General features: G+C 37.8%; 14 protein-coding genes. 13 read left to right on the top strand and 1 reads right to left on the bottom strand.

Features of this window, described 5'->3' with window-relative positions; genetic code table 11:
• The first annotated feature begins 256 nt into the window (after positions 1–256).
• Together AC106S_RS05260 and AC106S_RS05265 are read left to right on the top strand one after the other, a co-directional pair.
• Positions 257–1,366, top strand: a complete 1,110-nt coding sequence (locus AC106S_RS05260) for an SMI1/KNR4 family protein (RefSeq protein ID WP_482438031.1) — start codon at positions 257–259, stop codon at positions 1,364–1,366.
• A gap of 7 nt (positions 1,367–1,373) precedes the next feature.
• Complete coding sequence (locus AC106S_RS05265; RefSeq protein ID WP_482438032.1) at positions 1,374–1,865, top strand: SMI1/KNR4 family protein; 492 nt, start codon at positions 1,374–1,376, stop codon at positions 1,863–1,865.
• Positions 1,866–1,963: 98 nt separating this feature from the next.
• Here AC106S_RS05265 and AC106S_RS05270 read toward each other — a convergent pair whose 3' ends face one another.
• Positions 1,964–3,652 carry a LuxR C-terminal-related transcriptional regulator gene (locus AC106S_RS05270; protein ID WP_482438033.1) on the bottom strand — a complete coding sequence of 563 codons (1,689 nt, stop codon included), beginning with the start codon at positions 3,650–3,652 and terminating at the stop codon, positions 1,964–1,966.
• Positions 3,653–4,040: 388 nt separating this feature from the next.
• Here AC106S_RS05270 and AC106S_RS05275 point away from each other — a divergent pair, with 388 nt between their 5' ends.
• The 11 genes from AC106S_RS05275 to AC106S_RS05325 all read left to right on the top strand — a co-directional run bounded on the left by AC106S_RS05275 (position 4,041) and on the right by AC106S_RS05325 (position 14,269).
• Positions 4,041–4,469: a transposase gene (locus tag AC106S_RS05275; protein WP_482438034.1), complete on the top strand. Its 429-nt coding sequence runs from the start codon at positions 4,041–4,043 to the stop codon at positions 4,467–4,469.
• A complete protein-coding gene (locus AC106S_RS05280; protein WP_482438035.1) occupies positions 4,456–4,770 on the top strand; it encodes a helix-turn-helix domain-containing protein in 315 nt (104 codons plus the stop codon). The genes AC106S_RS05275 and AC106S_RS05280 overlap by 14 nt, the downstream gene beginning before the upstream one ends.
• Before the next feature lie 319 nt (positions 4,771–5,089).
• Positions 5,090–6,733 (top strand): hypothetical protein, encoded by a 1,644-nt coding sequence (locus AC106S_RS05285; RefSeq protein WP_482438036.1) that lies wholly within the window; start codon positions 5,090–5,092, stop codon positions 6,731–6,733.
• A 46-nt stretch (positions 6,734–6,779) separates the two neighbouring features.
• On the top strand, positions 6,780–8,039 hold the full coding sequence (locus AC106S_RS05290) for an Ig-like domain-containing protein (RefSeq protein WP_482438037.1): 1,260 nt from the start codon (positions 6,780–6,782) through the stop codon (positions 8,037–8,039).
• A 75-nt stretch (positions 8,040–8,114) separates the two neighbouring features.
• On the top strand, positions 8,115–9,677 hold the full coding sequence (locus tag AC106S_RS05295) for a cell division protein ZapB (protein WP_482438038.1): 1,563 nt from the start codon (positions 8,115–8,117) through the stop codon (positions 9,675–9,677).
• Between the two features lie 54 nt (positions 9,678–9,731).
• Complete coding sequence (locus tag AC106S_RS05300) at positions 9,732–11,306, top strand: hypothetical protein (protein WP_482438039.1); 1,575 nt, start codon at positions 9,732–9,734, stop codon at positions 11,304–11,306.
• A gap of 18 nt (positions 11,307–11,324) precedes the next feature.
• Positions 11,325–11,876, top strand: a complete 552-nt coding sequence (locus AC106S_RS05305; protein WP_482438040.1) for a hypothetical protein — start codon at positions 11,325–11,327, stop codon at positions 11,874–11,876.
• Between the two features lie 84 nt (positions 11,877–11,960).
• A complete protein-coding gene (locus AC106S_RS05310) occupies positions 11,961–12,308 on the top strand; it encodes a DUF4377 domain-containing protein (RefSeq protein WP_482438041.1) in 348 nt (115 codons plus the stop codon).
• Positions 12,309–12,546: 238 nt separating this feature from the next.
• Positions 12,547–13,578: an LLM class flavin-dependent oxidoreductase gene (locus AC106S_RS05315; protein ID WP_482438042.1), complete on the top strand. Its 1,032-nt coding sequence runs from the start codon at positions 12,547–12,549 to the stop codon at positions 13,576–13,578.
• Between the two features lie 55 nt (positions 13,579–13,633).
• On the top strand, positions 13,634–13,852 hold the full coding sequence (locus AC106S_RS05320; protein WP_482438043.1) for a (4Fe-4S)-binding protein: 219 nt from the start codon (positions 13,634–13,636) through the stop codon (positions 13,850–13,852).
• 57 nt (positions 13,853–13,909) lie between these two features.
• Positions 13,910–14,269 carry a nuclear transport factor 2 family protein gene (locus AC106S_RS05325; protein ID WP_482438044.1) on the top strand — a complete coding sequence of 120 codons (360 nt, stop codon included), beginning with the start codon at positions 13,910–13,912 and terminating at the stop codon, positions 14,267–14,269.
• The last annotated feature ends 3 nt before the right edge of the window (positions 14,270–14,272 follow it).

The following is a 14,272-nucleotide window of genomic DNA, read 5'->3' on the forward strand; positions in this document are numbered from 1 at the left end:
TTTTAAAAACTTAGGGGCACTTATCAACGTACAGCTTGTCTCTTAAAAAAACTCAAGTGTTAATCAGCAGATTACAGATCATATCTGCTGATTATGATTTTCTGTCCTGTTGAATTTGTTTGTAAAAGCTAATACAACGTTTTCATTTTCTCCCGCTGATCTTGCAGATTATACAGATCTTTACATATTTTCTTAATCGTATGGGCTTCTCCAGCGATTTTTTTAAATTTACATTTGAAAGCACTCATCAACTCTTATGCAGCAACAACTCCCCACCCATTGGCATGCCTTTATCAAAGTATTTCGGAAAAAATATACTGAAGAAATCGTTCACGATGTATGCCGGGTATTCCGGGATGAGGAAGAAATACGGGAGCGGTATGACACTTATGATTTTGAACAGTATCTGCCGGGCTATATTCCTGTTGCGGATGATTCCGGAGGCCAGGTGGCAGTAATTTCAGTTCATGAGAATGACCCTAAAGTATATGTAAGCAGTTATGGTGTTTTACAGGAATCTGAACTGACTGTTCTGGACCGTGACCTCATGCACTGGATGCAGCGGAAGTTTCCTTTTGACCGTGAATCTCTCCCAAAATTTTCAAAAGAAGATATACAGAATTTTCAACAGCTGAATCGTAAATTATATGATGAGATTATCCAACATATTGATATATACAACTTTCTGAAAGCAAAAATCAGGATAGAAGGAATGTCACTGCCGGAAAATTACGGAAACCCTGAGGAACTCTGTTTTTTCCAACAGGGATACCGCTATAATGTCAGTGGTGAAGATCTGTCCGGATTAAAAGCAGGCGATTTTAAATCCACCTGGCTGGTATTAGCCACCAATTATTTTGATGATCCTTTTTTTATTGATCTTGGAGAATCCGACCGGCAGTTCCCTGTTTATTTTGCTTTTCACGGCCAGGGAGAATGGATCCCCATTACGGCAGCATCTTCTGTCCGGGAGTTTGGAAGGCTGTTAAACGACATTCAGGATATTCAGTATGATAAAGATGCTTTAACGGATTATCTGAAGGGCGTTCCGGATAATGAATTCTGGAACGAGGTACGGGAAGCGGCAGCATGCATGTCATTCCCGGAAGAGGGGCAGAATGAAGAAAAAATATCTGCTCCTGATCTGCGGAGAGCAAGACTTTATATAACGGATACAGGCCCCAATAAGATCAAAATAATTTCCCTGCTGAAAGCAGAGTTAAATATTTCAGGCCCTGAAGCACTGCTGTTGAGCAAGCAGCCCAGGATCTTATTCTCCGAAGCCTATTTCAAATGGATGGAAGCTGATATTAAAAAGCTGGAAAGTCTCGGAGCAACAACGGAAACTGAATTCATCACAGAATAATAAAAAAATGAATCCACTAGCAGATCATCCTGATTTTATCATAGAAAGCCACTCAGATGAAAGACTTTCCGAAGATTTTCTGAAGCGCTATCCTGAGATTCCTGAAGATTACAGGAGTTTTCTGGAATCTTTTTCACGGCTTACCAATCTGTCTGATACGACATGGTTCAACAGTATTGCTGATTTTAACAGCTCCCGGACAGAAAATGAATTCAGCTGGAATGAATTTGAACAGCAGTCTCTGGAGGCCTGTGACGGTAATGAAACAATCCGGAAAGAGATCATCCGTTTTTGGGATGCTCATCTGCCCTTTATACTTTCTGTAAAAAACGGATATGCCCATTTTTCAATCGGCACCTCATCCAATAATTGGGGGAAGATCTATTTTGGGGAAGAGCCTGAGTATGAAGAAACCGATTATATCGCCGACAACTTTTCCGAATTCCTGGAAGCTTTAAACAACAAAACCCTTGAAGAAAGATATTCAGCCCTGTTTTAACTTACAGCTTTAAACAGAACCTATTGCAGTTTATCCGTGCAGAACAGAAGTCACAATTTTATTCTGACGGTTGAAGTTGTTATTTCTAAAGCCGTCTGTTATTTTGTAACGATATTCTGTATAAAAATTTTCAGATCTTCTTCTTTGCCCAGTCCCATTTTTTGTTTCAGCCTGTATTTCGTTACTCTTACAGTCTTTGGATCAACTTTCAGGATATTGGCAATCTGCTGATTATCCATATTCAGATAAATGTAGGCAGCATATTTAAGGTCCTGGCTGGAAAGTTTTGTCCTGGAAATTTCACTAAGTTTCTTAAAGAAGCCGGGGTGAATTCTTTTAATCACACTCTGTATATTTTCAAAGTCCCGGTCACTCAATTTATCTTCTTTCAAAATCTTATCAATTTCCGGATCGGAATCTCCTCTGCTTTCTTTTATTTTTTCTCCCAGTCCTTTGATCAGGTGATTTTTATAATCCAGCTGTAACGAGGCAGCCAATGTTTCTTTTGCCAATTGTTCCTGCTGAATCGTAAATATTTCCTGTTCTCTTTTCAGCAACTCTATTTTTTGTTCGTGTATTTTCTGCCGGGATCTGAACAGAAAATAAAGAAAGGCAATGCCTATCAGAAATAAAACAGCGACAGCCAGGTAAAGGAATTTCTGACGGTTATATAGAATATTTGTTTTTTTAAGCTGTTCAATGGTATTATTCTTATTCTCTACCTGATAAAAAAGTTCCAATGCTTGTATATTTTCACTGTACCTTTTATCACTGTCTTCGTTGATAAGATTTTTGGCTTCTCTTTCATATTCAAGGGCAGCAGCTAAATTATGCTGTCCTTCATTGATCCTTGAAAGATTATTAAGAATTGTGAGTTTAGCTGCCGGATTGATATCTGCATTATCTTTGGAAAGAACATAAGCCTTGTCATAATACTGTTTGGCCATTACTGTATTTTCCAGATTCTCATAAACAGAACCTATATTATTATAGATTGAAGTGGAAATTTCAGTGAGTTTCGGGCTATTTCCGATCGAATTCAATGCTGTATTATAAAGTTTAAGAATCTTTTCCTGGTCATCCGGATACATCGCATTCATCAGACTGCCATAATTAAGGTAATATACAGCATATCCCTTTTTTCTGGCATCATAATTCTCAATAAGATCGCAGTACTTTAATGAATTACTGTAACTTATCCTGGCTGAATCCAGATACTTTCTGTCTTCCGTATCATTAAATTTTTTTTTGTAATAATACCCCAGGTTGCTGTACGTGAAATTAATTAAAACATTATTTCCTGATTTTAAAGCATAGTTTTTCGCATTGATCGCATCACTTCTGTAATCGCCTTCAAGCGCATTTTGGACTTTATACCGGTTTTTCAAAAAATACAGTATCGCAAGCATGAAGTTTTCATTTTGATACCGGCTGAAAACATTTACCGCATCATTAATAGATTTTATAAAAAGATCTGTTTTCTTAAGGTTCTGATAATAACGTGCATACCCCAGATTAACATACGCCATATCAACAGGATTTTTTGTCTGCCGTGCCAGCTTTTTTGCATGTTCAAGAGCTCTTATCTTTTCTTCTTCATTTTTCGCAAGGGTATAATAATCACTCAGATAAACATAGCCGATCACCTTTCTTGAAGGATCTTCTGAAGCAAGAAACTCTGATCTGATCAGCTGCCTGGCCATATCCAGATCTTTACTGTAAAGGCAGGCGTATACCAGCTGCTGCTGCCTGTCTGAATCGCTCTGTCCAAAAACAATGCAAGACATAAAAAAAATAAAAATAACAGAGATATTTTTTATCATAAATAAAATTTACTGCCGTATTGACAGCACAAATATAAATGGAATGTTTCAAAAGCAGATTTTTATTGCTCAAAAAGAGGATAACACAAAACACTAATAACCAGTTACTTAAAATTAATGTATACAATTTGTATACGCCAAAATCAGACATGTACATTATTTATATCTGCTGTTTTTATGTCATTTCATGCTTTCTTTTGATTTTTGTTCCCAAAGAAATTATACCTGTAAAAACACAATCAATTATAATAATCCGGGCTGAAAGATATCGTAACAGCTTAAAGCGGATATACACCCGAAAGGTATAATATAAAATGTGCTAAGATATTATGCCTTTCTATTTTTTAACGTTATGGATTTAAAACACATACATATTGGAGCCCTCATCAGAACAATTGCAGAACAGAAGAAAGATACGGTTTCTTTAAGCAGCCATCTCGGTTTGAATGAAAAAGAAACTGAAGACCTCTTCAGTTCCCAAAGTCTGAATACGGAAACTTTAATAAAAATAAGCAGTTTACTGGAATATGATTTTTTCAGGCCTTATTCCCAGCATCTTATTCTTTTTGCTCCTGCAAGAAATATAAAACAAAAAAAACAGAATGTTCCTCCTCAAAAAACACAGATAAGAAAAAATATTTATACCAAGAACATCATCAGTTTTATCCTGGAACTGCTTGAGAATAATGAGAAAACAAAAGAAGAGATCATCAGAGAATACAGGATTCCCAAAACTACCTTATACAAATGGATTAAAAAATACCCTTATGAAAACTCCTGATTACAAAAAAATTTATTCTGACATCATTACCAGAAAGTACCCCGAAAAAAGAGAACGCTGCAGCTATTACCTGCTAAAAAAAGAGCTTAACTCCATGGATATTATCAAACTTAATGATATTATTTTTGAAAATGATGACAGGCAGAAACATACTCCCCACAGGTCATATGACATGAATACCATATTGGAAATACTGAATTACCAGAAAAAAAACAACCTTAACAACTCTCAGATTGCTTTACACTTTAAAATCAGCAGGAATACCATTACAAAATGGAAAAGAGATATCCGTGCCTATTGATTGTTAAAATTTCCAATCCCTGTTCATCAATATGAAATCCTTTCTTTTAAAAATTTTATTCAGATAAAACAAGAGAATATTTATGAGACCTATTTTATTCACGATAGCATTTCTTTTAATTATTACACTGCCTGAAACGCAGGTTGACTTTAGACCGAAAAAACAATCAGAAATAAATTTTATTTAGTCTGACCTGTTTATTCGAACGGCAACATATGTGGTAAGATCTATATATGATAAAACAGTATAAAGCATAAAAACATATTCAAAAACTAAATACCTGTATAAACACGATACTATTATCAAAATAACCAAACTTATGATAAAAAATTTATATTCCATCGCCTTTATTTTTATTGTTTCCTTCTCTAATGCTCAAGTAGGTGTTAATACTGACACACCGGCTGCTACACTGGATATAAAAGAGAAAAGATCCGGAACAGTGAATGACGCTGCTGCTGCTGATGGCTTTATATCTCCCCGGCTTACTAAATCTGAACTGGCTGCAAAATCAGCAACTGCCTACGACACCCCTCAGAAAGGTGCCATAGTATTTGTTACGGATGCAGCTTCACCTTCCGGAAACCCACCGAGCTTATCAGAGGTAGCCAATATTGATACCCCCGGTTATTATTATTTTGACGGAAATGTCTGGATCGGCATACCATCCGGAAAAATAGACTTAAGGATGGTTGGTGCTTCCAATCATCTTACTATGGATGCCGGAATCAACGGAAACGGAACTTCTGCCGGAACAGGATCTTTTAATCTTGGTATGGGATATAATACCCTTAATAAAATAACCTCAGCTAATGCTGCGATAGCAATGGGTTATAATTCATTGGCCAATCTCACAACGGGGGATCAGAATTTAGGGATCGGAACATATACCTTATTCAGTCTTACAACAACAAACGGAAACACAGCATTGGGCCATGAGTCCTTAGTACAACAGAGAGCCAATAACAGTACAGCCGTTGGAGCTTTTGCTTTAAATAAAGCTTTTGGTGACAATAATACCGCTTTAGGAGCCAATGCAGGAGCCGGATTTCTGCAAGCCACCGACAATACCATCATAGGAGCTAATGCCGCACAGAAAACACCATCGGGTGATCACAACCATCTTGGGAATACGTTCATTGGTTCCGGGGCTGCTAACGATAATCAGGCTGCTTCTAATGTGACGCTTCAAAACATCGTAGCTTTAGGGGCCAATACCCTGCAAAGTCTTTCCAATACTTCAGTAACTTCTATTCACAGCTATTCTACTTTCCTTGGAAATTCTTCTACACTGGCATCCAATGTAACAACAGGAGTTACTTATGCTACGGCCATTGGGGCAGGTTCTCAGGTCGGTGCTTCTAACTCTGTTGTTTTAGGGCGTGTACCCGGTTTTCCCTCTGCTTCAACACCACAGGATAATATAGGTATTGGTACAGTTGCCCCTACAAATCCCTTAACGGTTGTTGGGGATACCACCAAAGATCCTGTTAAGATTGCCAATTTAAAAACAACCGAGATTACCACAGGGCCTGTAACTGCGAAAAAATACGATACCAGAGTATTGGTCACAAAAACCAGCGATGCCACAGCAGATCCCAATAATATTAAAACAGCAAAATCGGTGATGCCGAAATTTTTCTATTCTCCTCCGGTAGATATTCCACTCTATAATGCAAGCGGTGTTTTTTTAACGGGAATACAGACTATTAATTTATATGCCAATTATCAAAGCCAAATGAATGCTTCCGCAACCTCAGCAACCTCTGTAAGCTCTGAAGCCAACAATGGAATACCTATTCTAAGTCCGGATGAACTGATCTATCATGTTACCTATTATGATCCCGCCGTGTTCACGAATGTCAGCATTTCTACATCAGGGATTTTATCCTATGCAATTCTGTCCAATGCTAATGTTACAAGCAAAACATATATGAATATTGTATTTGAGGTAAAAAACTAAGTGAACTGTAATAAAAAAGACATTTTCTATTTTTTAATCTGACAACATGATAAAATTAAGATATTTTTCATTTTTATTGATAGGTGTTCTTGCCAAGTCCCAGTTATTACCCGTAACAGGATTGCGCGGAGAGTACAACGGAGCATTATTCAGTTCCGGAGATCCTTCCGTAAGCACTACAATACCTGATATGACGGTAAATTTAGTAGGTTTCAGATATAATAACATATTATATTCAACCGGAGTAAATGATAATTTATTATCCGGGACTACTTTTACAGCCAAGAAATTCAGAGCACTTCCCTTAATAGATTATGCATTGGTTAAAGGTACCGGAACCAATCCTGCGGTAAATCTTGTACTGGTGGGTTCGCTTGCGGATAACAACGCCAGTGTGGCTGTTATTTCCCCCGCTGCATCAGGACCTCCTGCTTTGCCTGCAAGATATCCTAACCTTAATGGATATAATATTTCATCTCCTGCCAGAATTAAGGAAATGCTGGAAGACGGTAAAAAGGGGCTGGATCTGTCAACAGGAATTGCCAATATTTCTGCAGGCGGCATGATAGAAGCTATTTTAGATATTCCTATGATTATTTCCAAATTAAATGACGGTGTGCCTGATTTTATTGTCTCACAGATTGCCACACCTTCAGCTTCAGGATTAGACAGGATTGAATTTTTAAATGCATCAGGTACAGTTTTGTCGTCTACTTCAATTGATACGAGCAATAGTACAAAAGTTCCCCATTTAGCAACCTTTCGTTTTGACTTATATCAGCCGGATTTCTCGGGAGTTTACGAAACAGGTACGCCCGCACCGGCCACATCCGGAACCAGGCAGATCCGTTTACTGGCATTCAATTTCAGTGAGTTCGGAATCACGTCTGCCAACGTAGGACAGATCAGAAAAATGCGCTACATTTTTGGAGGAACTTCTGATGTGGCTTTTTTAGCTTTTGATGAAGAGTCTGTCCCTATTGTGCAGCTGGAAGATGATAATTATATGACAGAATCCAATATTGATTTTCCTCATTTTCCATTGATTAATGATGTTTATAATCCGACATTAATTGCCGGGTATACTTTAAGTGTACCCAATAATCCTGCTAACGGTACAGTAAAAGTAAGTGGAAACGATAAGCTGATTTACAAATCGAGACCTGGCTTTGCAGGTACAGATACGTTTAAATACCGTATTACATTCACCAACGGTTCTTTCAGAGAAGCCACCGTTACCATCAAAGTTCTTGGAAAAAGCTATATAAATCCAGACCTGAGACAGCGTGCCGGTGGAGGCTATTAAATCTGCATCATGAGTATTTCAGTTCTGAACCAGAAAAAACAAATTATTTAATTCACAATATAAAAGAAAAACTTCATGAAAAAATTATTATTACCCGTTATTATTATTGCCACAAGCATGAAAATACACGCCCAGGTAGGTGTAAATACATCTACTCCGGCAGCCACATTAGATGTTGTTGGAAAACCGGGAGAACAGACTGTACCCGATGGTTTTATTGCTCCCCGTTTAACCAGAGCACAACTAATTGCAAAGACTATCTATGGTTCTAACCAACAGGGAGCTATTGTTTATGTAACGGATGCTTCCGGAACCACTAATGCCGCTACGGCTAAAGTTACCGGTGCCGGATATTACTATTTTGACGGTACCGTCTGGCAGGCGATTGGCGGTACTCCTGTTGTTCCAACTGAACCGTGGAATATACAAGGCAGCAATACTGCAGCAACAGCAAATGGACAAAATATTTATCAAAACGGTAATGTAGCTTTAGGAAGCTTAGCTACGGATCCTGCACGTACAGAAAAGCTATACGTAAAAGGAAGTACAATACTGGATGCACAAAATTTTGCAGGTACAAGAGCAGGTATTTTAAATATGAATGATAGTTCATATTACAATTCTATTTATGAAAAACCCGCAAACAGTAACAATGGTGAAAGCCAGGCCAAATCCCGCACCTATAATATGTTGAGCTATTATAATACTGATAGTGCTCCGGTTGCAGAAATATTCTCGGGAAATGACACCCATAAAGCAGGAGGTAAAATTAGTATGTTTTCCAGTAGTACTCAGAAGGCTTCAGGATTAGGCTGGGTAGACTTATATGCCTACTCTTATACTTCCGCTGCCGCAGGAAAAAACACTTATTTAGGACTGGATGACGATGGTGTTAAAATAGGAACAATGAGAGCCATATCTAACGACTTACAGTATGATGGCACGAATGGTATTTCAACAACATCCAATTCAGGACTGGTGACCGACACTTATGCTTTACCTAAAGTGATGCCCACAGCCGGCCAGGTACTGATGTATGATACCGAATCCGGTGGAGGAACAAGCGCTAAGGTGGTAAAAACAAAATGGGCAACACCAGCCGCTGGAGCTTCTTCTATCTGGAATATACAGGCTACAACAAATTCTGCCACTACCCTTGTAGATAATGTTTACCACACAGGAAAAGTTGCTATTGGAACCGGAGCTGGAGACGCTGTTTCAGCTTCTTCATTATTTGTAAAAGGAAATATTGAAACCACAGGAAATGTTATTACCTCATCTTCCAACTATGCCGATTATGTATTTGAAAAATATTTTACAGGCAACTCAACCATCAATGCGAAATATAACTTTACACCACTAAGCGTAGTAAAAGATTTTGTAGCGAAAAACCATCACTTACCTGGGGTAACGCCTATTGATGAAGTAGCTAAAACTGAAAATGGATACAAGGTAGATCTTACCCAGCTTTCTATACAGCAACTAGAAAAACTGGAGGAATTATACTTACATGTCATAGAACAACAAGAAATTATAACTCTACAAAACCAAAAAACAGAACAACTGCAGAAAGAAATAGAAACACAAAATAATCGCATTAAAGCTTTAGAAGAGAAACTAGAAAAATTATCGAAATAGCCCGACTGTTATAATGATGATTTTTAAAACATTTAACTTTTAAAACTACTTAATATGATTAATAAAAAAATATTGAACCTTGCATTCTTTTTATTTGCATGCACAATAGCGTTGGGACAGATAGGACCGCTTACTCCTATAAATAATGGAGATGTGATAGGCTATACCATGAACAAGGGAAAAGGAGCACAGTCTAATGGTTCCGATGGTATGGAGATCACCTTTACAACCTACGGCAATATCATGGTACGTTACAAAGGGGTCTATCAGATGTACAGCGGTACTCAGAGTGGTAATGGTTATGAGTTTACCCCCACCGCTCCGATAGATACTCCTAGTCCGTCTTCCGGAGGTAATACTTCCTATAACGGAGTAGCGGTATACCGTGGGGTATCAACGGGTACTACAAGTGCCGCTAAAATGCAAAATTTATATTTTGGTGGACGAGTAATGGATAGTGATAATAGTGGTAATTACGGTACTGTTTTCCCTACACCGTCAATTATCCCTTATTCCAGTGGAAACGTACAAAGAGTTACCATGAGTTTTTCTTTATCTTTTGGAACCGGTACTGCACAGGTAAATATTCCGTATAGCTTAACTTATGAATATACCTATCCAGAAACAAGAGTAAAAGTAACCTATAATGTAACAAATGTAGCAGCTCCGAATGGCACAATTTTGCCCATATCTATTGCTCAAGGCTGGGATACGTACCTTTCCGGAGGTGATTATGGACCGGGCTTCTACAAGACCAATGGAACTAAAGATGCGATTATGGTACAGAAAAATGGTGCTTTTGAAGCCTTTATCTATGAGTCAGGACAAAAATGGTCGGGTTATTATTCAGCTTATTATTCAGGAGTGGGAGCTTCGGCATTAATTAAGACAAATAAATTTATGATGTATGATAACACCGTTGATGCTAACGCAAATACCGATAATGGTATTGGGATTTCCGTGCAGTTTCCGGCAGTGGCAGGGAATTACCAATCCGCAAGTTATATTTCATTTTTATGTGGCGCAGGGGATACTACACCTCCTGGCAATAACTTCTCCCCCAATTTGGGCAATGGCACAACGGGCGTTATAAATTTAGCATGTGGGTCTGCCCCCGGTGCTACCGTTGCCGTAAAGCATACTGCTGTACTTTCACCCAATATCGTTGTATATATTACAGATAATAGCGGAAACGTAATAACACCTGATACTACACAAACCTATAACTTACCCGTAGGAACATACAAATATTATTATTATGACAATGATAATCTGTGTTCCTCCCCAGTGGGTACCTTTACCGTGTCTACTACCTGTGTGCCCTGCTACAAAAATCCAACGACAACGACCGGTGGGCTTAATCCTATAGCTGCGGTGTCTACTATCACCAATCGTAATGCAACAGCAAACTGGCAAAATAGTTACAAAGGGGCAGACATGGTGATAGAATCTAAGGCGGGTGGTTTTGTACTGAATAGATTAACACAAGTACAGATTGCTGCAATTCCTGCTGCTAATTTGGTTGAAGGAATGACTGTTTACAATATTACGACCAACAAAATAAACATCTATGTAGTAGATGGCGCAAATACAGGCTGGAAAGCCTTTGATGTACAATCCTGTCAATAACCCCAAATAATAAATACAATGAAAAAACAGATTATACTATTCGTTTTACTTAGTTTGGGGATGGGAATAAACCTCCAAGCACAAGATCACACCATGGTGGGGATAAAGACAAGTCCTACCCAAAACAATCCAAGTGTATTATTAGAATTTTCGAATCAAAACAAAGGATTAATCGTGCCATGGATTTCTTCACCTAGTATACCAGGAGCACCATCGGTAGGAACTTTATTTTTTGATACCAGTTCTAATTTGATGATGAAGTATTACAATGGTTCTACTTATATCAATTTAACAGCAGCGGCAACAAAACCTACGGGTGCAAAGATTCCTGCACCACCAACTGGAACTGAAAGTGGAAAACAAACCATTTTAGGAGCTAAAACAACTACAGCTACTGGTGCTGTAGTGTTGGAATCTACTACCAAGGTAATGATCTTGCCTAAAGTAACTGCTCCACAAACTAATATTATCAACCCATCTGCAGGAATGATAGTTTATGACCCTACTAACAAAATGATGTGTACCTTCAATGGCCAACAATGGACGTATTGGACCTATCAAAGAAATTAATTCTTATTAAAATGGACATTTGGGTCGTATTTAAAAAGTGAACTAATTAAAAAATAGTAAATAATTATTGTTAAATAAATGGTTATGATGAAAAACTTTATAAAAACAGCTGCAATGGTTACTCTGGGAGTTACTATCACGCAATGTTCCGGTCTTACCTCTGGAACAGATATTAAAACACTCTATATAAGTTCGGAACAAAAGGACTGTTCTGCCGGTGTGAGAAAAATGAAATGTATGTTGGTGAAAGAAAATAAAACAGGTGATTATGAATATTTTTATAACAACATTGAGGGATTTAGCTATCAACCCGGTTATGAGTATGAATTAAAAGTTCGTGTTGAAAAAATAAACAACCCTCCTGCTGACGCATCTTCTTTAAAATACATATTAGTGGAAGAGGTTTTAAAAACAAAAAAGCAGAACTATTAAAACCTCTGAAGAGGAGAAGTAAACCCCTGCTTCTCCTTCTTTTATTATCAAGTATAAAAGACTGTTCATTTTTTTAAATTTTAAGTTTTATCATGTCAGGTATTTTTAAATACAAAACAGATCACCTATGTCTTTTGGAAAGTAATTTAAAGAATGAAGAAAATAGAAAGCAATAACAATTTAGCAATTGAAAAGCAATAACCAATAAAGGGTTTTAGTAAAAAAAATAAAAATGACTATGGAAATAGGGATAGATAGTTTCGCATCGGCATTATTCGGAAACAAAACATTGGGAAGCGTACAGGCAATGGAAGAGCTGATTGAAAGAATAGTGCTTGCAGATCAGGCCGGTTTGGACATCTTCGGAATTGGTGAACATCATAAAAAGGAATTTTTAGATTCGGCACCGGCGGTAATTTTGGCGGCAGCAGCGGCAAAAACTAAAAATATCCGGTTAACAAGTGCTGTGGCGGTATTAAGTACCAATGATCCTGTAAGGGTATATCAAAACTTTGCTACTTTGGATTTGATTTCTAAAGGACGCGCAGAAATTACAGTTGGCAGGGGTTCTGCCATTGAATCTTATCCGCTTTTTGGTTTTGATTTGCAGGATTATGATGCTTTGTTCAGAGAAAAATTAGAGCTTTTGCTTAAAATCCGTGATAATGAGTTTGTGACATGGAAAGGAAGATTCAGACCAGCGATGAATAATCAACCTGTATATCCCAGAGCCATTCAGGAGAAAGTACCAGTATGGTTAGGGGTTGGCGGAACACCGGAATCTTTTGTAAGAGCAGGTACTTTAGGACTTCCTTTAATGGTAGCGGTTATTGGCGGACAGACCAAAAACTTCCGCCCTTTGATTGATCTGTACCGTGATGCAGGGAAAAAAGCCGGTTTTAAGCCTGAAGAACTGAAAGTTGGCCTGCATTCTCCGGGATACGTTTCGGAAACCTCTGAAAAAGCGGTTGAAGAATATTTTCCGGGATATCAGGAATTATGGACAAAAGCTGGTGCTGAACGTGGCTGGCCACCGGTGACAAAGGCTCATTTTGAAAAATTAATCGCTCCTGAAGGCGTTTTGGTTGTAGGCGGGCCTGAACAGGTTGCTGAAAAATTATTCCGTCATAGTGAGGCTTTGGGCGGCATCGATCGTTTTACCTTCCAGATGGACAATGCCGGACTTACACACCAGCAATTAATGAACTCTATTCAATTAATCGGGGAAAAAGTAATACCGATCATTCAAAAAAGACGGTTTAATCTTTAATTATTGACAAACTGTTTCCTCCTTATTTAGATTAAAAACATAACTATAAAAAATCATGGATAAAAAAGTTTACACTAATAATAAGGCTATTTCAGTGGTATGGGAACCTAAAAAATGTGAACATGCAGGTATTTGTGTTAAATTATTACCAAAAGTATATAATGTTCAAAATCACCCCTGGATCAGCCCGGAAAATGCAGGGATGGATGAGTTGAAAAATCAAATTGATAAATGCCCGTCAGGTGCGCTTTCTTATATCATCCCGAAAGTTTAAAACAAAATCTGATCACCTTTTACAGTGAGTTAATCGTTAATCAATAATTTAAAAAAAATGAACAAAGTATTAGTACAGTTAATGGAGCAGAATATTGCCCAGGTGTGGAACGAAAAAGATTCTGAAAAGCGTCTTGAAAGTATAAAAAAACTTTATGCAGAAGATTGTGTTTTAGTAGAATTCGGAGAAGTCACCAAAGGTTATGAAGACATTAATAAACAGGTAGACCATGTAATTTCTCAAATGCCGCCCAATTTTATCTTTACCATACAAAAAGATGCCAATATCAATTTTGACATGGGAAGATTAATCTGGGGAGCCGGTCCGGAAGGAGGTTCTGTTGCTCAGCTGGGAATGGATGTAGCCATTTTTGAAGGAGAAAGAATAAAATCTCTGCACGTATTCCTAGAAAAATAAATT

This window comes from Chryseobacterium sp. FR054 (assembly GCF_056844565.1).